Below are 20188 nucleotides of genomic sequence, written 5' to 3' on the forward strand. Positions count from 1 at the left end.
ACTACTCACCCGCCGGAACGGGTGGGGCTGCTAGAAAAAGCGGCGCCCGACGCGTGTTCACGTGGTGGTTTCCCTGAAACTCCCGGCGAGCAGCGCTCGAAAACGGGCTGTGTCAAAGGTGACCCATGAAAGAGACAGTGATGCGCAAGCGCCTTCGTACCGCGATCCTCGCCGCCGCCGCAGCCGGCGCCCTGCTCGCCTCCCCCATGGCCTCGATCGCCTCCGCGGACACCCCGCCGGTCCTGATCGACGACAGCGCCGCGCTGGTCGCGGCACAGCACGAGATCATCGACCAGCTCAACGCGATCGGCTGGCCGGACGAGGACGCGGACAACTTCTACCCCGGCGCGGCCGGCCACACCGACACGACCACGGGAACGGTCACCTTCGGCACCGTGGGCAGTCCGACGAGCTACCAGGTCGAGGCCAAGTGCGCCGCGTTCCTGACCGCCTCGCTCAAGCACGCCTACAGCTGGGCGACGGACTCCTACTTCACCAGCACCTTCGGCTCGACCAGCCCCACGGCCGAGAAGTACTACGACACCTTTCTCGCCAACCCTGCTTCGCTGTCACCCCACTTCAGGCCCACCGGCCAGGGACGGGTCACCGACCTGGCCGTCGGCAGCATCATCGCCGTCAGGTACAACAACGGCACCGAGGACGGCGCAAGCGGCCATGTGATGGTCGTCAGCCAGGCCCCCCGCCTGGTCGCCGACAGCCGCAACACCGATTCCGGCTCCTCGGTGTACGCGGTGCGGGTGATGGACAGCACCGGCAACCCCCACGGCGTGGCCACCACCTGGAACAAGTCCCCGCACTGGGCCTACAAGGACAGCCGTGTGGAGGGCGTCCAGGGCGGAACGTCCGTCAAGGAGTGGAGCGGCGCCGGGGAAGGCACGGTCTTCATCCGCGCGAACAACTCCACCGGTCTGCCCAACGGCTACTGGTGGGGCGCGAACGAGGGCGTGATGAACACGTCCGCCGACCGCCCGATGACGTTCATGGACGTCACCCGCGCCCAGTGAGCCGGACCTTCACATATCGCGCCGGTGCCGGGCACCGGTGGAATCAATCCCAGGAGAAATACATGAGAATGCGCCGCCTCGGTTCGATCGCTGCGGTACTGGCCGTGTCCGCCGCCTCGACGTTCGTGATGGCCGGAACGTCCCAGGCGCAGATCCCGCCGATCAAGATGGTGAACCTCGACGTCACGATCGCCGGCACTCCGCAGACCCTGGCGCACGTCGTGGCCACCGGCGATGAAGCGGTGAGCGCCGCGCCGTACCAGTTCGCGCCGAACCGGGAGTACTGGTTCAGCAACAGCTTCGGGGGCTTCTTCAACGGCAAGACGCCGACCCTGTCGGTCAGCGCCATCGACGAGAGCTCGCTGGCTGCGGACCTGGCCGACTTCACCCCGGAGTTCGACAATCAGCGGGACGTCAAGCAGAGCGACTGGACCAAGGGCGTCGCCCCGAACGGCCAGGACCGCGTGGGGTACTTCATGTTCGACTGCCGCGCGGCCGGCCTGGACTGCGGCTCCGACCCGGACCAGCGCGTCTTCGTGCAGGTCCAGGAGTCGGGCGGGCATCTGACCAAGCTGGTGTGGTACCGGCATCAGGCGCCGGAGAACGGCATGGCCTTCGACTCGGGCGACTTCTCGGTCGAACTCACCCAGGTCACCGAGCGGGACTTCCCGCCGCTCACCGAGGGCGGCTGGTTCTATGCCGCCCAGGGCGCGTAGGCAGCCACTCCCACCTCCCGGCGGCACCGCGGCCTGCGGTGCCGCCGGGCCTGCACCCGCGGGGCCGGTGCACGGACATGGGTTCAGCCGTTGTGCTGGGCAGCCTGGTGGCGGGGCCGCACAGGACGGGGCAGCGGCAGTCGGCGAAGGGGGCGGCGGCTGCCCGCCGATGATGCGCATGCGGGCGAGGCGCTCGGGTTGGGACGTGGGGCCGGGAGCGTCAGGCCCTGGCGCTGCTCGCGACCTGGGTGATGGTCAGGAAGACGGTGCTCCATACGGTGACGCCGGCGGCCAGCCAGGTCAGCAGCCACCGCTTGGGCAGGCCCAGCGCGGTCCCCAGTGCGGCGGTCCCCCAGGTGCCGAAGATCAGGGTTCCCACGAGACCGAAGCCCGGGGCTCCAAGCTTGTCGAGCAGCCGGCGGGCTCGTCGGCTGGTGCGTCCCGGGGTCTGGTCCAGGCGCGGGGCGCGGCGGGTGGGGTTGCGTCGCCGCCACGCATGCCAGCGGGGGCGGATGCGCTCTGCGGTGAAGATCACCAGGCCCGCGCAGGCCAGGGATCCCAGGACGACGGCCACAACGGCGAGGGCCGGGTGCAGTTCGCGGGCCAGGCCCCACGGCGATGCGGGCGCCCCCAGGAGGAATCCCGCCAATACGGTTCCGATGAAGCGCGTCATCTTCGGTTGCTCCTTGCACAACGGGCGCGTCTCACGCCGTGAAATGACCGGCCGTCCTGCCGCGCCTCGCCCATGGGCTTGCCGGGCCGGTGGCTGTGTCCCGCCGATATCTCCATGTGTCGCCACGGGAGTTCGGGGCGCACAGCGCCACAAGAGGCCGTGCACGGATTCAGACGGTACGGATTCGGACCGTATATCCGCCTTCGGGCGGTTCGGATGAGCAGTGGTTACTTGACTGTCGGTTGAGGAGCGCGTCAGCGCAGGGCGTCGGTGACCGCTGCGGCGGCTTGGACGACCCGTGGGCCGGCACCGTCCGGGATGCGGCCGGGCAGCATCACCACTCCGACGCAGCCGGCGACTTCGGGCAGGCCGACGAGTCCGGCTGCGGCGCCGCAGATGCCGGGCTGTTCCTCCCCGGTGGTGAGCGCGTATGGAGGGTCGGTCCGGGTGCCCTCGGGCAGGCCGAGGGTGCTGCGGATCGCCCGGCCGGCGGCGCTGTCGTCCAGCGGGTGGCGCAGCCCTGGCCGGCAGGTGATGTGCACGTCCGTCCAGCGGGGCTCGACCGCCTCGACGACCAGGGCCTCGCTGCCGTCGAAAAGGGTCAGGTGGGCGGTGGCGCCCAGGTCGTCGGCGAGGCTGCGCAGCACCGGAAGCGCCGCCCGGCGCAACTGCTGGTGGCTGTGACGGGTCAGCCGCAGCACCCCGAGGGTGAGGCGTGCGCGTCCCTTGCGGCAGCGCACCAGGGCGTGCTGTTCGAGGGTCGCGAGCAGACGGTAGACGACGCTGCGGGCGACGCCGAGGCGGTCGGCCAGCTCGGCCACGGGCAGGCCGTCTTCGGAGTCGATGAGGAACTTCAGAACGTGAAGGCCCCTGTCCAGGGTCTGGGAGCTCTCGGCGGGCACGGTGGTCTTCCTCTCTGCGTCGTCCGTCCACCCATGACCGCCGGGGCGGGTGTCCCGGAGGCCGACCCGGCCGGTCGGGCCGGCTCGCCCGATGGCGGGGGCGGGGTGAACGGGTATGCGCGTCCAGGGCATCAGGGAGGCCGGCAGGCGGGCATGGGGGGAGACCCCCGAACACTCCCCCACCCTTTGCGCGGGCCGACCCCGGCATGCTGAGCGGCAGGTCGCCCGGGTCGGGCCCGGGTGGCGGCCGTGCTGTGCGAGGTGGTGTGGGGCCGGCCGCCGTCGCGGTTTCGGAAGGGTCAGGCCACTTGGTGCCCGGGCGCCGGGGCCGCGGGCGGCGGCTCCTGGTGGAGCACACGTGCTGCGCCTTCCAGGAGCCGGTGCGGAACTGCAGCCGGTGGGCGGGGTGACCGGGGAAGGGACGTCGCCGGTGAGCAGGACGCGTTCGTGCCCGCCCTGGCGGCGTGGGTCGGGGTCGGGCACTGCGGGCATCAGGGCTCGGAAGTACAGGTGCAAAGGTGCGGAGACATGACGGTGACGCCCCCCAGGCCGACACGCGACAGCTGATGCGGAAAGGCTCAGCTGTGATCGTGCGGGGCCCGGGCTGGGGCAGCGGCGTCCGGTTCGGGTCAAGTGATGGAGCGCTGCTGGGGCCCTGACGGGCCGCTGCCCGATGCCGAAGGGGCGCGGCCGGGGCCCTGTTGCGGGGCGGCGGGGCCGATCAACAGCTGGGCTGCGGCTCCGCGCAGTGCGGCGAAGGTCTGGCCGGACAGGCGTGGCCGGCCGTCGCGTTCCAGCCGCCGGGTGACGAACAGGCCGAAGAGCAGGGCTCCCACCAGGGCCATGCCGGTCACCGCCCAGGCGCCGGCCAGGCCGGCGTCCGCGCGGGCGTCGAAGTACATGATCGAGCGAACGCCGCCGATGAGGTGCCGTGCGGGCTCGAAGACGGACAGGAACCGGAAGAACGGCGGCAGCGCCTGGAGCGGAACCGTGCCGCCGGAGGAAGGCAGCGCCAATGCCATGAAGATGAAGGTTCCCAGCAGCGAGGCAAGGGATCCGAACGCGGCGATCAGTGCCTGCTGGCCGATGCCCACGGCAGCGATCGCGACGGTGGTGAACACCCACAGCAGCCCCGCGTGCGGGGTGTCGACTCCCAGCAGAGCGCCGGCGGCCGCCAGCGCGGTCGCCGCGACCGGGGCCAGGGCGACGGACGTGGCGCACTTGGCGAGAAAGTGACCGGTACGGCTGACGGGAACCGGCGAACGGTAGGTCAGGGACGAGCCCGCCTCACCGAAGGCATGGCCGACCGCGGTGTCGAAGATGCCGCTGATGACGGAAGCCCCCAGATAGCCGGCCAGCAGGACCAGCAGGGTGTAGTAGAACGCGGACAGGCCGAGTCCGGAGTTGGCCGGCAGCGGATGGTGAGCGGTGACGGTCACCTTCACCGGGTCGGCGAGCAGCAGACGGGCGGCCGGGACCGCCGACCGGGCGGCGGGCTGGGCGAGCAGACCGTCTCCGATCCGGTGGGAGACCGCCGCCAGGGCCGGCTGCAGGCCACTGCTGGTGAAGGACACGCCGAGGCTGCCTGCGCGAGGGTTGGTCAGCAGGGTCACTTCCGGCCGCCGCGGTGCGGTGCCGCGCTCCTCGAGCAGGGTGTGCAGGCGGGCGGTGAAATCCTGCGGGATGACCAGCGCCACGTACACGCGACCGGAGTCCAGCCGGTCCGTGGCCTCGGCCATGCTCATCGGCTCCAGGCGCAGCCGCTGGTCCTTGTTCGAGCCGGCGATCAGCGCGTCGGTGATCTGCGCGCCGGTGCCGGGGCCGGACGACGTGTGCGGGCGGTCCTGGTCGACCACGGCGACCGGCAGGTGGTGCAGCCTTCCCGTGGGGTTGACGATGCCTCCGAGGTAGGCCAGGGAGAGCAGGAAGACCACCACGGCGGCGACGACGGTGGCTGTGCCCCACAGTTGCGGTCGACGCATCAACTGCGCGGCGGCCCCCCGGCGGAGGCGGCGTGGGGTCTCGGGCATCACACGGTCTCTTTCTGTGGCGTGGTCTGCGCTCACTTGTCCCCTCGGTCACAGCGGTCACAGGGGTACCGGGACTCGGGAAAGGCGCTGGCGTCGGCCTTCGCAGGCGTTTGCTGTGTCTGTTTCAGGAGGTTTCCGCGGGAGCGGCGGCGGCCGTCAGTTCGGGGGTGCCCTCGCGGCGGCGGGCCCTGCCGGCACGGCCCGCCATACGGCAGCCGAGGCAGTCGGCGTGGGCTGTCATCGGGTCCTTGACCTGCCAGGGCCACTCCTCGCGCGGCCGGGGACCGGTGGGCTTGCCCCAGCCCGCCAGGTGCAGCCCCCAGGTGACCAGGGCACTGAGCACGACCGTGGCCAGTCCCGCCCAGAGGCCGAGGGACGAGCCCACGCACATGGCGGCGCCGGTGCCGCTGAGGCCGACCAGGCAGATCACGGTCCCGGTCCACCCGGCAACCGTGTGGCCCATGTCGTAGTCGCCGTGGATTCCGCTCATGACTCTCCTTTGGGATCTTGGATCGGGGCGGCGGGACGCATCACGGTGCCGGGCGTGAAGCCTGCTGCGATGCTCATGGCTCTCGCTGCTCGTGCACGGTGCGGCCGTCGGCTGCGTACGCGCCGCCGGTTTGTCTGCCATCGTGCTGGCGCGCGCGGAGATGCGAATGAGTAAGCGCTGCTCGGTCGGTGTGCGGATCTGCGCGGCCGAACAGGCCGGTCAAGCCGCCGAGTTGGGTGAGCGCGCCCGCCCCGGTGCCCGTGTGGACGGGGCCGGTGACGGCGGGCAGCGCGGCCCAAAGTTCTGGACGTTGGCGTGGGGGCTACCAGGCGGCGCGGCCGCGCCGTGGACGTGCCGCGACGCGGGTGAGGGGGAAGACGGCGAGCGGCACCACGAGTGCCATCGCCGACAGGGCAAGCGAGAACGGCACCGTGGCCTTGGCGGGCACGGTGACGAGTTTGAAGGAGTCGATCGCGGCGTGGACGAGCGCGGGCGCCCAGATACTGCGGCCTGCCCGCTCGTACAGGTGAGCCAGCGGCCAGGTCGTGACGGCGGCGACCGTCATGGCGGCGATTCCCACGGCCGGGCCGGTGGTGAGGAGCACGGGCAGGTGGGTCAGGGCCAGCAGCGGCATCGAGGCCATGACGGCGCTGGAGAAGGATCGCCCGCGGCGCAGGCGGTCGTAGGCGTAGCCGCGCCAGGCGAGTTCCTCGGCCAGGCCGTGATAGGCGAAGACGCCGAGAAGGAGCCAGGCGGCGTCCGCGCGCAGCGTGATGCGGTAGCCGGTGAGGAGGGTGAACAGGGGATAGAAGGCCAGGCACCCGGCCGCCACGACGGCGGCGACGGCCAGGGCGCGGGGGCGGGGCCGGGTCAGGCCGAGGGACGTGGGCAGATCCCGCCACGGGGTGCCGTGCAGGAGTACGGCCACGGTGGCCGCGCACGTCGCTGTCGTGGTCAGGGCGGCCGTTGCGGTGCCCGGTGTCGGCACCCGCGGCCCGGTCACGTACAGCACGAGCCAGATCAGGGCGAATCCCGTGAGGAACCTCGTCATGCGGACAGCAGCCTTCTGAGGTGGCGGCGGTCGGTGGCGCCGGTCTTCTGGTAGATGCGGTACAGGGTGTTGCTGACGGTGCGGGGGGAGACGACGAGCTGGCCGGCGATCTCCTTGTCGGTCAGGCCCTGGGCAGCGAGGCGGGCGATGGTGCGCTCGCGCGGCGACAGGGAGGCCGTCTCGCCGAGGAAGTGCAGCGGCGGGGTGGCGACGTCGTCACAGTGTTCCAGCTGGGTGCGGGCCTCGGCCGTCGCGGTGGTCGCGGCCCGGTCCCGGCCCGCCCGGCGGTGCAAGCGGGCCAGTTCGGCGTAGCCCTCGGCCGCGTACAGGTGGGCACCGACCTCGGCGAGGGCGCGTGCGGCCCGGCCGAGCAGGGTTGCGTCGCCGCTGGCGATCGCGCGGGCGTAATGGAGGCGTGCGGTGAGGAACGGGCCCTGAAGCGGGTGATCGGTGTGGACCGCGGGGTGGGGGGCGAGGCCGAGACGGGCGCATTCATGCAGGGCCATGACCGCGTCCGCGTAGGCATGGCGGCTCAGGGCGTCGTCGACGGCCTCGTACAGGGCACGCGTGGCGGCGGTCTCGTCGCCGTCACGGTGGGCGGCTCGGGCCCGCGCCACCCGCAGAGCGGCGGCCAGGTGCCCGGGCTTGACGTCGGCGAGGCCGTCCGGGCCGCTTCTAGCGCCGGAAGCGGGGCGCAGACAGCTGCGGGCAAGCTCGGTGTAGATACGGGCCATGAGCTGCCAGGGCTGCCAGCCGACCTGGTAGGCGGGGGTGAAGACGACGTGGGTCAGGGCCTGACGGGGGCGTCCGCGCTCGTACAGGACACAGCCCAGGGCCAGTCCGCGCTGAGCGTCGATGCGCAGGGCGTGGTTGCGGTTGGCGTCGTGACAGGCGCGGACCAGGTTGTTCTCGGCCTCTTCGAGGCGTCCGGCGAACAGCATGGCGACGGCGTGGATCTCCTCGAGACACTCCTCGATCAGCGGCCGCAGCAGGGACGGGTGGGCGACGTCCTCGCGGACCCGGCGGTAGACCTCCAGGGCGTCCAGCGGCCGGCCCTGGCGGCACAGGATGACCATGGTGAGCAGTCCGGCCTCGATGCGGTGGCCGGGCAGCGCGTCCTCACGCAAGGGAGCACATGCCCGCAAGGCCTTGGCGAGGTGGCCGCAGAAGTAGGCGACCATGGCACTGACCAGGGCGGCGTCACCCGCCGGCAGCCGGCCGGTCATCTCCTCGGCCTCGCGGTAGCGGCCGGCCACGACCAGGGCCCGTGCGCGGACGGGGTCCAGGACGGGGGCGTAGGCGGGGTGGTCGGCGGCGAGGGAGGCCGCGAAGGTGTCGAGTTCGTCGAAGGCCGCGCAGGCCAGCAGGGTGTGGGCCTTCAGCTCTGCGGCTTCGGCGGTCCGGTAGGTGCGCCAGGCGGCCCCTGCCAGGCGGTACGCGGCCGGCAGTTCGTGAGCCGCGAGGGCGTGCCGGGCAGCGGCGAGCAGGTCTTCGTGTCCGGGCGTGTCGCCGACGTCCAGGTGCCACTGGGCCAGCCTGACCCGTTCGGCGGGCGGGCGTGCCGCGGGCTGGGGCAGGGCCGCGGTCCAGGTCAGCAGGTAGTGCTTGCGGCGCAGCGGGGCGACGTCCTGGCGCAGTACGTGTCCCAGGTAGGGGTGGGCGATGCCGACGGACGGCTGCGTGTGCCCGGCGCGGCTGCCCTGGCCGGTGTCGCCGGGGGTTTCGGCGGACAGCGTGTGGCCGGGTCGTTCGGCGTCTGCCCGGCGCGGGTCGAGGGACTGGATCAGGCCGTGGTCCTCCAGGGTCAGCAGCGTGGGCAGACCGACGAGGTCCTCGAGGATGTCGAGACGGGCGGGTTCGGCCAGGGCGATGAGTTCCAGCGCGCGGCGGGCCTCGGCGCCGATCGGCTTCAGGCTGCGGACGACCAGGTCACGCAGCGCGTCCGACAGAGGCACGCCCTCGCGCAGGTGCCACCAGCCGCCGGTGGGCACGAGCAGATCCTGGGCGAGGGCGGCGCGCACCAGTTCGCGGAGCAGCAGCGGGTTGCCGGCGGACATCCGGGCCAGGCGGGCCACGCTGGACTGCGTCAGCCGGTCGGCGAGCAGGGCGCCGGCCAGCCGGCGGCAGGCCAGCACGTCCAGCGGGGCCAGGTCCAGGCGGGCCAGGTGCTGGTCCTTCCACAGCGCATGCAGGTGCGGGTGGGCTTCGTCGGTGTTGACGGCCATGAGCAGCTTGTCGCTACGCCGGCCGGCCAGCAGGAGCAGCGCCTCGATCGCCTGCGGCGACAGCAGGTGCGCGTCGTCGATCCACAGCAGCCTCGGGCGGCGGGAAGAAGTGTGCAGCAGGCGCTGGACCGCCGGCAGGACCATGCCCGGCGCCAGCTGATCCACCGCGGTGACGGGGCCGGCCCCGGCCCCGGCGGACGCCGACTGGTCGCCGACGCCCGGCTCGTACCCGGACCCGGCCGTACCGCCTGTGCGCGGCAGCACGGCAGAAGCGATCTCGTGGCCCAGACGGCTCTTGCCGATCCCGGCGGGGCCCGCGAGAAGGACCCCGCCAGGCCCGCTGCGGCTGGTCAGGATGCTCAAGGCTGCCGCCAGCTCACGATCCCGCCCGGCCAGCGCCGGGGTGTCGACCAGGTGGAACAGGGCCGGTGTCCCGGGGAAGGGGGAAGGCAGGGATGGTGTGGTGGCGAGTACTGCCGAAGCCATGGAGATTTCCCTCGTGCGTGGGCTGCCGACATTGCGTCGCGCAGATCGGTCCATCGGGTTCACTTCTGTGGTACCGGCGCCTGGCGGTCCGCAGCATTGGGGAGCGACCCCAGGCAGGGACCCCAGGAATTAGGGGGCACCCCCGACCCCCACCCGGATGGCGGGTGGCGGACTCCGGGGGGACGGCCGCGTACGGGGGGCAGGGGCGGCGTGACCGCCGCGATCCGGCGCCCGCTTCGGAACGTGCCGACCTGCCGCATGGCGCGCCGGGCGCCGTGCCGGCCAGCCGTTCGCGGGCTGCCGTCCCGCGCACGGCTGTGCCACGGGCGGGTATCTACGGGTCCCCCGGGCGGCGCCATGGGCGGGGTATCTACGGGTCCTGCGGGCGATTCCCTGCGTGTGGCCGTCAGCCGTGGAGGCCGTCTGGCGTGGAGGCCGTCAGACGTGGCGGTCGGTCCCACGCAGGCGCCCCGGTGCGCCACTCGTACCTAATCCAGGCGCACAGGGCGGTTCGCGGGAGAGCGATCCCTCGCCGGCACGGACCAGGCTGCCCGCCACCGGCCCGAGGCGACCCGCTGCACAGGCCGCGGCCTCCCCCTGACACCCGCCGGACCCACCACACCCTCCGGCGGTACGGGCAGCTGCGTGCGGCCGAGCAGGGGGCCCGGCGGCATGGCGGCGTCGGCCTCCCAGGCCTGCCACCGCCACCTTCGGCAGGCGATGCGCGCGGACCGCGTCCATGACCACTCCCGACCGAGACGTGCAACGACCCGCAAGCCTCCGACGCCGGACCCTCCGCCGGCATCCGTAAGATCACCGGTCCTTCACCACACCCGCCCGGCCGAAGCGGGGGTGCACGAATTTCCGGGGAGCAACGCCTGCCTCAGAGGTGCCGGCGACGATCTCACCACGCTCAAGACGCCGCCGGACCCGGGCTCCGGGGCTCCGGGGCTCCGACCGACCCCGAAACCCGGGTTCCGGGACCCCGACCGACCCCACCGCCTACCGCCGCGGAACCTCGATGCGCACCTCGCAGTGACCCCGCCCAGCTGTGCCCCGCCCGGCACTCGGCACGGGCTGGACGCGGCTGTGCAGCGCCGTAGCCGTGGACGAATCCGGCAAGGTTGCCGCGGCCGTGATCATCACTGCGGCGGCGGGCCATCGGACCGAATGGCGGGGGCGGCTGAGCCGTCAGGGCCATGCGCATGGTGTAGGCATGGCATGGCCTGCGTACACCGGCCTAAATCTCCGGCGGGCAGTCGGTGATCCTTGTGCGGGCCGCAGCGATGAACTCCTCCGGCAAGGGACACGACTTCCTGGCGTCGGTGTCGATATGGACCCCGGTGATGACCGTCACGGCCACCACGTCGCCGGTCACCGCGTTCTCCATCTGATGACACAGGCGGATGACCTTGCTCTTCGCCTCGATGACGGCCGAGCGCACCAGTACGACGTCCCCGGCATGCACCTCGCGCCTGTAGGCGATCTGCTGTTCGACCGCCACCATGCCGCGCTGCCGGGAACGCAGATAGGCCGGGGTGATCCCGATGGCTGAGAACAGCTGCCAGGTGGCCTCGTCGAACTTGCCGACGTACCACATGACGTTCATGTGCCCCATGTGGTCGCAGTGCCACGGGTACACCGTCCCGCGGTAGGTGACATCCCAGTCCGGCATGACGGCTTGTCTCTCCTGTTCGGCTGGCTGACGCCCTCCTGTCCCCCGCAGGCCGGCGGCGTGCGCGGCATGGCCCGCAGCATGGAGGACGGGGGCCGGGACGGAGCGGGGGTTGAGGGCGGCCGGTGGTGGGTGTGTGGGAGGTGCGGCAGGCGGCGCCAGCGCCTGGCGGTGCAGCCCGGGGAAACGGCGATCTGCGCGCGGGTCCGTCCCAGGTCCCACGCGCAGATCGGTGCCCGAATCAGGCCGAAGCGGCACCGCCCGCGGCGGGGCTCGGGGCGGGCTCTCCGGTCCCGGCCCGTCGGCGTACCGCGGTCAGGGCCAGGCCGGCTGCCGCCCAGACGGCAAGGACGGTCAGGGGTTGCGCGGCGGCTGCGCCATCGAAGAAGGACACCGACCGCAGCAGGCTCGCGCCGGCGCCCGGGGGCAGCAGCTGCCCGAGCGTGCCGAAGGGAGCGGGGAGCATCTGGGGAGCCGAGGCGACACCGGAGAACGGGTTGCCCACCAGCAGGATGGTCACGATGCCGAGGGCGATACCCGGACCGCCCAACGCCGTGCCCAGTCCCATGACGGTCGCGCAGATCGCCAGGACCGTCAGGGCGACCACCGATGCCTCGGCGAAGTAGTTTCCGTCCAGCGCGCCGATCCAGCCGTGTGCCACTGCCGTGCTGGCGAGACCCGCGAACGCGGCGAAGAGCACCACGGCGGCGAACTTGGATCGGCGCCTGGGGATCTTCAGCGCGAACACCACACCGCCGATCATGCCGGTGAGGACGATCGGCAGCACGCTGGACGCGAACGCGGCACCGTGCGGGTCCTTCGCGGGTGCGGGACGCACGTCATCCACGGGCACAGCGGCACCGCTGGAGTGCGACAGCTCTCCGGCCAGTTGGGTGAAGGCGCCGGCCACGGCCGCACTGGCCGCAGAAGACACCAGGACCTTCGTGCCCCCCGTCGGCTGAACGGTGATCGCCGCATAGGCGTCACGGTCCAGCAGCGCCCGGCGGGCAGAGGCCTCGTCACCGCGGGTCGTGAAGTCGAAGGAGTCCGGTGCGCGCTGCTCGAGCCGATGGGTCAGGTCCGACACGGCAGCGGGCGGGCCCGCCACGACGACGGGCACACCATGCGGAGCCATCCGGGCGGCGGGCCAGGAGAAGGCGATCAGCACGATCAGCTGGACAACCGCGAGAGCCGCGGCCAACGCGCCTGCGGGCGGTGTCCTGTGCCGACCTCTGGCACCAGGCGCGTGGGCACCTGTGCCTGCGTGACCGGTGGCGCCACCGAGGACGTCCCCCGACGGGGAGAGGTTCATTGCTCCTCCAGAAAAAAGCAGCGTGCACGGCGAAACGCGCGCACGCCGACCCGCCCCTCGGCGGCTGTCACTCCGAGGAAGCGGCTTTACGGATCATCGCCGGAAAAACTCCACGGCCTTTCGTCGACGAAGCAGGCGTGGACGGCACCAGCGAGGCTATGCCCGCACCGACCACGCCCGGCGGAGTAACCGCTACTCCACCGTCGAACCTTCCTGCGCCATGGTCGTCATGGGTTTTTGCCACGGCAGCACCCAAGGGCCCGTCAGGGCAGCACCTCACAGCCGGCAACACCCACTCGTTCCGGTCTTCAACCCGCGGTCGCAGCATGAGGGTGGTGGAGCCGGGTACGCGATCCCAAGTCCAGCCCTGAGTTCCCGAAAAGACGACGGAGGCGGACGACATGGGTATAGGTGGGTGCATCATCCTCATCGGGGTGGGAGCGATCGTCACGTTCGCGACGGACTGGCATGTGAGCGGAGTCAACCTCCCCCTTGCGGGCCTGATCATGATGGCGGTCGGCCTCATCGGCCTCGTCTCGTACGTGAGCATCCTGAAGCGCCGGCGCGTCGAACCGCCTTCCCCGGGCGCACCCGTGATCGAGATCGACGACCGCAGCCGCCCGTACCGCTAGGGCGGCCGATCGCTGGGCCGACACGCTTGCTGTCCGACGGCGGGCTCGGCACGGCCCACGTACGCGTGCATGCCAGCGACGACAAGGGGCTCTCAGGACGGCGGTCGGGCCGGGCGGGTCGTCACACCGACGGGCCGGGCCCAGCGGGGTCGACGGTGTCTGCGGCAGCGGGGGTTCACAATCGATCAGAGATCACCGCGCCGCCCCGCCCCGCAGGTGCCGCGCTCCTGAGCGTCTCGTTCCTGGTCCGCGCAGGGCAGCGTCAGCGCGCCCGCCAGACCCGGCGTACGCCGATCTCCTCCCTGACCAGGGGCCGGCGCTCTGTGTACGTCTCCGCCGGCGCCGGGCTGGTGCGCTGCCCGTACCTGATGGAAACCAGATGACAGCGGCGAGAGGCAGCCGTCACACCCCCGAACTAGGGCCTGTGCGAGGGAACCTGATAGGAGCTGGTCCGGTGACGGCTGCGGAATTCGGCCAGCAGCTCGTCGGTCGTCTCGGCGCCGGCGCTCACAGCGGCGTGGACGTCGCGGAAGTAGTTTTCGTAGCCCGCGGGGGTGTAGAGACACAGGGCCCGTGCGGGGGCCGGGCCCGCGTTGCGGAAACCGTGGGGGGTGCCGCGGGTGGCGGCGAGCAGATGTCCGGGGCCGACCGTCACCTCCCCGTCTCCGGTGTGAAGCGTCAACTCGCCCTCGAGAACGTAGAAGTACTCGTCATGTCCGTCATGCACGTGTGGCCTGGCACCAATGGTGCCAGGAGCGAGGCTGAACTCCTCGAAGGCGAAGCGCCCACCCGTGTGCTCGCTGGTGAGCCGGAAGAAGTGCGCGACACCGGCGACGTCTATGAGTTCACCGTCCTGGGGACGGCGCAGCAGCGGACGGGCGGGCGTGTCGGCCTGATGATCGGTCATGGGGGCATTGTGACCCAGAGGCTGTGCGGCGCGTCATGAACGGAGCCAGCGGCATACGGCAGCAACGGTCGTGGTGCCGGTCGCGGCCATCCGCCCGGTCCGAACGGCGGCAAGGCGCTCCGGGCCTGCTCGACCAAGGACCGCCCGCCAAGGAGCCGCCACCTCGGCCTGGTCGCGGCAGTAAGTTGGTCCGATGACCGATTCTCTGCCGCCCGGCGGCGTTGTCCTTGACGCGGACGAGCTGGACGCTCGGTGGGCGGACGCCTGGCGGCCGGAAGAGGTCGCCGAGCGGTTGGACGGGGTCAGCGCGCCCTGGTGCATCGTGGCGGGATGGGCGCTGGATTTGTTCCGGGGAGAGCAGTCGCGGCACCACGGCGATCTGGAGATCGCCGTGCCGACGGCGGGGTTCACTGAAGTTCGGGACCGCTTCCCCGAGTACGCGTGTGACGCGGTGGGCTCGGGACGGATCTGGCCAAGGGCAGGAGCTGAGGTGCTGGCGGCCACGCGCCAGACCTGGCTACGGGATCCGGCGAGCGGTCAGTTCCTCTTGGACGTCTTCCGCGAGCCGCACGAGGGCGGGACGTGGATCTGTCGGCGGGACCAGAGCCTCCGGCTGCCGTACGACGCGATCATCGAACGCACTGCAGACGGCATCCCCTACCTGGTGCCAGAGCTGGTGCTGTTGTTCAAAGCGAAGGCGACACGAGCCAAGGATCACGGCGACTTCGACGGGATCCTGCCGCTGCTGAGTCAGGCGCGGCGCGACGTTCTCGGCGGATGGCTGAAGCGTCTGCATCCCGGACATCCATGGCTGGCGAAACTGGCGCAGCAGTGAGGCGGGCCGGCTACGAGATGGCCCCTCCCCAGCTGTCGCGCGCGTAAACGAAGGTCGGCGAGACCCCGGCACGACCGCCGGGACAATACCGCGGTGCGGGTCGTGGCAGGCGCGCCCCGGCACGCGGTCGTCACCGCTGTCCGCCTGCGCGAACCCACGACAGGGCCATGGTCGATCGCCGGCCGGCCATGCGATTGACTGGGGCCGGCAATGACCGAACGACGAGGAACTCTTGGGGGCCACGCAGTGAAGAGCGACGACACTCCGCTGATACCGGACGCGGAGTGGCTGGAGGAACGGCTGGGCGAAGGCTCGCTCTGGCGACCGGACGAGGCCGCTCTGCCGGCCGAGCTGACCGATGCGCCGTCGAGGGAGTTCCTGCTCACCGTCGGCTTTCCCGCCGTGCACCTCGACGTGATAGGGATCGACACGAGGCACGTGCGGAACGAGGACGGGCTGGAACCGTTCGACGCCGACGAGATCTACGGCAACCGCTACCCCGACGACGACTCCCCTCCCAAGAACTTCTGTTTCACCGTGGCCACCTGGTACGACCAGCATCTGATGCTCGACGCGGCGGACGGTGGCATCACCCACTACGACCCCAACGGGTGGGACCACGCGGCCGGGTGGAAGGGACCGGCCGCCGATTCCCTCCCCCTGCTGGCCGTGCTCCTCGGGCTGATCGCCGAATCGAGCGACGCCCTGGAGTCAGCCGACGACGCCGTACGCGCGGCCGCCATCACCGATCTGCGCAACCGCATGATCGGCCAGGACCTGTTCGTGGACGACTCTGCGTTCTGGGACGACATCTTCGAGTGGCTGGCCTGAGAACGAGGCCAGTGAGGACCGACGCCGCCGGACGCGGAAGTGAATCGCCGGCCCGACAAGTCCTGGGAGAGCGCGGGCGCTCCGGGGCAGCCGGGCGGGTGTCGAATGAGCGTGACGCGCCGATGGACGGTGTCCGGGTGGGGCTGGCTGCGTCAGGCGGTCTGGGCAAGGTCCGTGGCATGGCGGCGAAGTGCTGAGCGTCCTTGAGCTCGAATCTCTTCAGGCCGGGATCGAGCCCGGTCGGCTCCTTATGTCCGACGGTGCCAGAAGGCCGCCCAGACCTGAGCCCTGACGGCGGACCGGCCGCGGCGGCTGACTCGGATAAGTAAGTCAAGCCTTACTTTCATAGAAGTTTGGCTGCATAGTGGAGGGCCGAGTCGAGGGGAGGGCCGCTGTTGCCGCAGTTCAATAGGGATGCCGCAGGACAGGTCGAGGTGGAGCAGGCCCACGTGGCCGCGATGTACCGGCTGCTCGATGAGCGATTGGCGGATGCACGGGCCCAGCTGGCGGATGTGCTGAGGTCGTCGGCCGACAGCGCGGGCGAGGTGTACGAGCGCGATGTCGCCGCGGAGCGTCTGGCACATCGGATTCGCGGGCTGGAGGGGGCCGAGGAGGGGTTGGCGTTCGGCCGGGTCGATGGCGCGGACGGAACCGTCCTGCACATCGGACGGCTCGGCCTGCACGTGGGTGACCGAGACCTGCCACTGCTCGTCGACTGGCGAGCGGACGCGGCGCGGCCTTTCTACGAGGCGACGACCTTCCACCCCATGGGGCTGCGCCGCCGGCGTCATCTGCGGGTCGAGGGCCGAACGGTACGTGCGGTGAGCGACGAGCTACTGGACGGATCGTCGGCCGCGGCCGGCGACATCGTCGGCGACGGTCCGCTGACGGAAGCGCTGGAGGCGCAGCGCACGGGGCGCATGCGTGCGGCGGTGGCGACATTGCAGGCGGAGCAGGACGCGATCGTCCGGTCCCCGCATCGGGGGGTGACGGTGGTGCAGGGCGGCCCCGGTACAGGCAAGACCGTGGTCGCACTGCACCGGGCGGCGTACGTGCTGTACGCGTTCCCGGGAGCGGCCGCGCGCGGCGTGCTGGTGCTCGGGCCGAACGCGCGGTTCCTCGACTACGTTTCCCAGGTGCTCCCCTCGCTGGGGGAGAACGATGTGCTCCTGGCGACGTGCGCGGAGCTGGCCCGGGTGGAGCCCGCGGCCGTGGAGTCGTTCGATGTCGCGCGCCTCAAGGGGAGTTCCGCGCTGGCCGAGGCGCTCGCGGACCTGGTGCACTCCCTGCAGGCACCTGCCGGCGGCTTCGTGGTCCGGGTGGGGCAGCAGTCGGTCCGGCTGGAGAGCGTGGATGTCGCGGCGGCGCGGGAGGCCGCGATGGCGAGCGGTCTGGCGCACAACCGTGCGCGGGAGGTGTTCAAGGAGCACCTGATCGGCGCGGTCACGGATGCCCTGGAGCGCGGCGCCGTCGAGGCCCTCGAACATATCGACGCCGAGATCGCCGAGAGCACGGGCCTGGATCTCGATGCCGCGGCCGAGGCCGATCTGCGGGCTCTCGGCTTCGACGACGCGCCCGCCGCGGATCCGGCTGAGGTGTTCGACACGGACGCCGTCCGTGCGGACCTCTGGGGCGATGCCCACGTCGACCGTGCGGTGGAGTCCCTCTGGCCGCGGCTGACGCCCGAAATGGTCCTACGGGCCCTGCTGGCAGACGCTCGCACGTTGGCGAGACACCTGCCCTCGCTCGCCGGCGACGAACGGTCCCGGCTGGTGCGTTCGCCTGATGCCCCGTGGACGGATGCCGATGTACCGCTGCTGGATGAGGCGGCGGCCCTGGTGGACGGGCTGCCGGAGCGGTCGTTCGGGCACGTCGTGGTCGATGAGGCCCAGGAACTGACCGCGATGCAGTGGCGGATGGTGATGCGCCGGTGTCCGGCCAGGTCGATGACGCTGGTGGGTGACTTCGCCCAGGCGGGCCCTGCGACGACGGCGAGCGACTGGTCCCAGGCGCTGGGTCCGCATCTCGGCAACCGGTTCTCCCTGCACACGTTGACCGTCAGCTACCGCACGACCCAGGAGATCCTTGCGACCACCCACGGCTTGCTGGCGCGGATCGCCCCCGGTCAGACGCCGAGCCGGTCGATCCGCCACGGCGATCCTCCCCGCCACCTCACCGCCTGCCCGCACTCCGTCGCCACCACCGTGGCCGGGGAGCTTCGGGCGCAGGCGGCATCGCACCCGGACGACCTGCTCGCCGTGATCTGCGCGGACGACCGGGTCGAGGAGTTGGCGTCCGCGGATGTAGCGCAGTGGGCCCGCCTCGTGCCGGCTTCCGAAGCCCGCGGCCTGGAGTTCGACGCGATCGTCGTCGTCGCCCCGGAGGAGATCGCCGCAGCCCGCCCCGGCGGCGAGCGCGACCTGTATGTCGCCCTCACGCGTGCAACCAAGAGACTGTGCACGATCGCCGTACACACGGCGTCACAGCACACCTCATGACGCCTCTGACGAACGCTCGGAGCTGGTACCGCGATGGGCTGATATGGCGGGACATTCCAACGCCCCGCTGACGCCGGAAGGGCGTCGCCGGCTATGTGAGCGCCTGGATGCCGGGCGTCCGGTCGCGCACGTCGCGACGGAGGCCTCCGGGATCTCCCGCCGTTGCCTGGCCAGGTGGTATGCCCGCTGGCCCACGGCGAGCCGGTGCGGTGCTTCCACGCGATGGCCTCCGGGGTTCGGCGGTGGTCGGCCCATCGCCGCCCACGGACCGGACTGGCCATCGGCAGCCCTCAGGTGCAGCGCACAACCATCGGTGCTGCTTGGGAGTCTCTTCTTCGTTGCGCGTCGTCGTGATCAAGCGGGTGGTCCGCTTGAGCGAGATGCGGGGCACTGGTCCGGTTCGCGGACGCCGCCCGGCGTCCGGTAGTTGTGCAGGGGGTTTCGTGCGTCACTCCGTCCGTCTCGCCGTGGCGGTGGCCATTGCGGCTTCGCTCAGCAGCAGCCTGGTCGCGGTCTCGGCCGACCGTGCCGTCGCCGCACCGTCCAAGCTGTCGGACGACTTCAACGGCGACGGGTACCGGGACCTGGTCATCGGCATGCCCGCGAAGACGATCAGCGGCAAGGAACACGCCGGCGCTGTTCTCCTGGCCTTCGGATCCGCCCACGGCCTGACCGCCAAACACGTCTATATCACGCAGAACTCCAGCGGTGTTCCGGGTACTGCCGAGAGCGACGACAACTTCGGCAGCAGCATCACCAGTGGGGACGTGAACCGTGACGGGTACGCCGACCTGCTGGTGGGCAGCGAAGGAGAAGGCATCGGCAGCACGTCGCTGAGCGGCTCGGTGACCGTCCTGTGGGGCGGCACGTCCCCGTTCCGCAGCGGCCTCACCCTGCCCACGGGGGCGTCGTACCCCTCCCGTATGTTCGGTGCCGACATCGCCATCGGTGATTTCACCGGAGACGCCGCGCCGGACGTCGCCGTCAGCGGCGCGACATCCTTGTGGCTGTACTCGGGCACCTTCACTCGCACAGCAGCGCCGGCACCCCACGAAGTGTCCTCACAAAGCCCTACCGGTAACGGCAGTTGGAACATCGCGGCCGGTGACTTCTCCGGCGACGGCAAGGACGAACTGGCCGTGGTCCGCCAGAAAGGCACCCTCGTCTATGGACAGGAGCCCGGCACCACCAATGCCGACGCCTTCACCGAACAGACCCAGCTCCCCGGCGGCAACGCGGTCGCAGCCGGAGACCTCAACGGCGACGGCCGCGACGACCTCGCCGTCGGTCTGTCCAACTACCGTCTCTACCCCAACGGCCTGCCCGATCCCAGCAGCGGCGCCGGCTACGTCACTGTGTACTACGGCAGCGCCAACGCCCCCGGCGGCGTCAGTGCCACGCGCCACGTCTACCACCAGAACACCCCCGGCATCCCCGGCAGTAACGAAGCAGAGGACGAGTTCGGCGCGGCCCTGTCCATCGGCGACATCACTGGCGACCACCGCGCCGAGCTCGCCATCGGAATTCCCTACGAGTCCTTGGGCCGGGTCAGCAGAGCCGGTGACGTGCTGGTGCTGCGCGGCGGTGCCGGCGGGCTGACCACCACCGGCGCGGCACGCTACTCACAGGACAGCCCCGGCATCCCCGGCAGCACCGAGAACAACGACGCCTTCGGCTCCCAGGTCCGCCTCGCCGACTTCAACCACGACGGCAAGGCAGACCTCGCCGTCGCCGCCCCCTACGAAGACCCCTACAACAACCAGGGCAGCGGCGCCGTCTGGCACCTGCACGGCACCAGTAGTGGCCTGGGCACCAGCAACACCAGTGTCTTCGGCTTCAAGGACTACGGCATCGCACCCGGCTCCGGCATCGGCACCACTCTGCTCGGCTGAGCGCTGAT

General features: G+C 71.3%; 16 protein-coding genes and 1 pseudogene. 8 read left to right on the forward strand and 9 right to left on the reverse strand.

The annotated features are described in order from the left end of the window. The first annotated feature begins 125 nt into the window (after positions 1-125). Both ABZ865_RS34305 and ABZ865_RS34310 read left to right on the forward strand, forming a co-directional pair. Entirely contained in the window at positions 126-1025 is a 900-nt protein-coding gene (locus ABZ865_RS34305; RefSeq protein ID WP_361239198.1) for a hypothetical protein, read from the forward strand. A gap of 62 nt (positions 1026-1087) precedes the next feature. Further along, complete coding sequence (locus ABZ865_RS34310) at positions 1088-1741, forward strand: hypothetical protein (RefSeq protein ID WP_361239200.1); 654 nt, start codon at positions 1088-1090, stop codon at positions 1739-1741. A gap of 220 nt (positions 1742-1961) precedes the next feature. Here ABZ865_RS34310 and ABZ865_RS34315 read toward each other — a convergent pair whose 3' ends face one another. The 8 genes from ABZ865_RS34315 to ABZ865_RS34350 all read right to left on the reverse strand — a co-directional run bounded on the left by ABZ865_RS34315 (position 1962) and on the right by ABZ865_RS34350 (position 12474). Continuing rightward, entirely contained in the window at positions 1962-2414 is a 453-nt protein-coding gene (locus ABZ865_RS34315; RefSeq protein ID WP_361239202.1) for a hypothetical protein, read from the reverse strand. A gap of 254 nt (positions 2415-2668) precedes the next feature. Further along, positions 2669-3316: a helix-turn-helix domain-containing protein gene (locus ABZ865_RS34320; protein ID WP_361239204.1), complete on the reverse strand. Its 648-nt coding sequence runs from the start codon at positions 3314-3316 to the stop codon at positions 2669-2671. A gap of 629 nt (positions 3317-3945) precedes the next feature. Continuing rightward, complete coding sequence (locus tag ABZ865_RS34325; protein ID WP_361239206.1) at positions 3946-5346, reverse strand: DUF3533 domain-containing protein; 1401 nt, start codon at positions 5344-5346, stop codon at positions 3946-3948. Between the two features lie 124 nt (positions 5347-5470). Next, the gene (locus ABZ865_RS34330; protein ID WP_361239208.1) at positions 5471-5836 is read right to left on the reverse strand and encodes an HGxxPAAW family protein; all 366 of its coding nucleotides are present in this window, start codon (positions 5834-5836) and stop codon (positions 5471-5473) included. Between the two features lie 322 nt (positions 5837-6158). Beyond that, on the reverse strand, positions 6159-6887 hold the full coding sequence (locus ABZ865_RS34335; protein ID WP_361239210.1) for a CPBP family intramembrane glutamic endopeptidase: 729 nt from the start codon (positions 6885-6887) through the stop codon (positions 6159-6161). Continuing rightward, positions 6884-9598, reverse strand: coding sequence for a LuxR C-terminal-related transcriptional regulator (locus tag ABZ865_RS34340; RefSeq protein WP_361239212.1), 2715 nt, complete (start codon positions 9596-9598; stop codon positions 6884-6886). Before ABZ865_RS34340 ends, ABZ865_RS34335 begins: the two co-directional genes overlap by 4 nt. A gap of 1240 nt (positions 9599-10838) precedes the next feature. Then, positions 10839-11273, reverse strand: a complete 435-nt coding sequence (locus ABZ865_RS34345) for a thioesterase family protein (protein ID WP_361239214.1) — start codon at positions 11271-11273, stop codon at positions 10839-10841. Between the two features lie 241 nt (positions 11274-11514). Further along, positions 11515-12474, reverse strand: coding sequence for an ABC transporter permease (locus ABZ865_RS34350; protein WP_361239216.1), 960 nt, complete (start codon positions 12472-12474; stop codon positions 11515-11517). 512 nt (positions 12475-12986) lie between these two features. Between ABZ865_RS34350 and ABZ865_RS34355 the strand changes: the two genes are divergently transcribed. Beyond that, a complete protein-coding gene (locus ABZ865_RS34355; RefSeq protein ID WP_361239218.1) occupies positions 12987-13217 on the forward strand; it encodes a hypothetical protein in 231 nt (76 codons plus the stop codon). A gap of 415 nt (positions 13218-13632) precedes the next feature. On the opposite strand, the gene ABZ865_RS34360 is transcribed toward ABZ865_RS34355, so the two are convergent. Beyond that, complete coding sequence (locus ABZ865_RS34360; RefSeq protein WP_361239220.1) at positions 13633-14124, reverse strand: cupin domain-containing protein; 492 nt, start codon at positions 14122-14124, stop codon at positions 13633-13635. Between the two features lie 193 nt (positions 14125-14317). Here ABZ865_RS34360 and ABZ865_RS34365 point away from each other — a divergent pair, with 193 nt between their 5' ends. From ABZ865_RS34365 to ABZ865_RS34385, 5 genes and pseudogenes are all read left to right on the forward strand, one after another. Further along, a complete protein-coding gene (locus ABZ865_RS34365; RefSeq protein WP_361239222.1) occupies positions 14318-14959 on the forward strand; it encodes a hypothetical protein in 642 nt (213 codons plus the stop codon). 246 nt (positions 14960-15205) lie between these two features. Next, positions 15206-15790, forward strand: a complete 585-nt coding sequence (locus tag ABZ865_RS34370; protein ID WP_361239224.1) for an SUKH-4 family immunity protein — start codon at positions 15206-15208, stop codon at positions 15788-15790. Positions 15791-16248: 458 nt separating this feature from the next. After that, positions 16249-18288, forward strand: coding sequence for an ATP-dependent DNA helicase (locus tag ABZ865_RS34375; RefSeq protein ID WP_361239338.1), 2040 nt, complete (start codon positions 16249-16251; stop codon positions 18286-18288). A gap of 43 nt (positions 18289-18331) precedes the next feature. Then, a pseudogene (locus ABZ865_RS34380) lies at positions 18332-18478 on the forward strand (leucine zipper domain-containing protein); the annotation flags it as partial. A gap of 253 nt (positions 18479-18731) precedes the next feature. After that, positions 18732-20180 carry an FG-GAP-like repeat-containing protein gene (locus tag ABZ865_RS34385; protein ID WP_361239227.1) on the forward strand — a complete coding sequence of 483 codons (1449 nt, stop codon included), beginning with the start codon at positions 18732-18734 and terminating at the stop codon, positions 20178-20180. The last annotated feature ends 8 nt before the right edge of the window (positions 20181-20188 follow it).

The sequence above is a fragment of the Streptomyces sp. NPDC047085 genome, assembly GCF_040643735.1.
GTDB lineage: Bacteria > Actinomycetota > Actinomycetes > Streptomycetales > Streptomycetaceae > Streptomyces.

Excerpts from the sequence above, each read along its gene's own strand:
- ABZ865_RS34305 (WP_361239198.1), top strand. The coding sequence starts at position 126 with ATGAAAGAGACAGTGATGCGCAAGCGCCTTCGTACCGCGATCCTCGCC.
- ABZ865_RS34310 (WP_361239200.1), top strand. The coding sequence starts at position 1,088 with ATGAGAATGCGCCGCCTCGGTTCGATCGCTGCGGTACTGGCCGTGTCC.
- ABZ865_RS34315 (WP_361239202.1), bottom strand. The coding sequence starts at position 2,414 with ATGACGCGCTTCATCGGAACCGTATTGGCGGGATTCCTCCTGGGGGCG.
- ABZ865_RS34325 (WP_361239206.1), bottom strand. The coding sequence starts at position 5,346 with ATGCCCGAGACCCCACGCCGCCTCCGCCGGGGGGCCGCCGCGCAGTTG.
- ABZ865_RS34330 (WP_361239208.1), bottom strand. The coding sequence starts at position 5,836 with ATGAGCGGAATCCACGGCGACTACGACATGGGCCACACGGTTGCCGGG.
- ABZ865_RS34335 (WP_361239210.1), bottom strand. The coding sequence starts at position 6,887 with ATGACGAGGTTCCTCACGGGATTCGCCCTGATCTGGCTCGTGCTGTAC.
- ABZ865_RS34340 (WP_361239212.1), bottom strand. The coding sequence starts at position 9,598 with ATGGCTTCGGCAGTACTCGCCACCACACCATCCCTGCCTTCCCCCTTC.
- ABZ865_RS34345 (WP_361239214.1), bottom strand. The coding sequence starts at position 11,273 with ATGCCGGACTGGGATGTCACCTACCGCGGGACGGTGTACCCGTGGCAC.
- ABZ865_RS34355 (WP_361239218.1), top strand. The coding sequence starts at position 12,987 with ATGGGTATAGGTGGGTGCATCATCCTCATCGGGGTGGGAGCGATCGTC.
- ABZ865_RS34360 (WP_361239220.1), bottom strand. The coding sequence starts at position 14,124 with ATGACCGATCATCAGGCCGACACGCCCGCCCGTCCGCTGCTGCGCCGT.
- ABZ865_RS34365 (WP_361239222.1), top strand. The coding sequence starts at position 14,318 with ATGACCGATTCTCTGCCGCCCGGCGGCGTTGTCCTTGACGCGGACGAG.
- ABZ865_RS34375 (WP_361239338.1), top strand. The coding sequence starts at position 16,249 with ATGTACCGGCTGCTCGATGAGCGATTGGCGGATGCACGGGCCCAGCTG.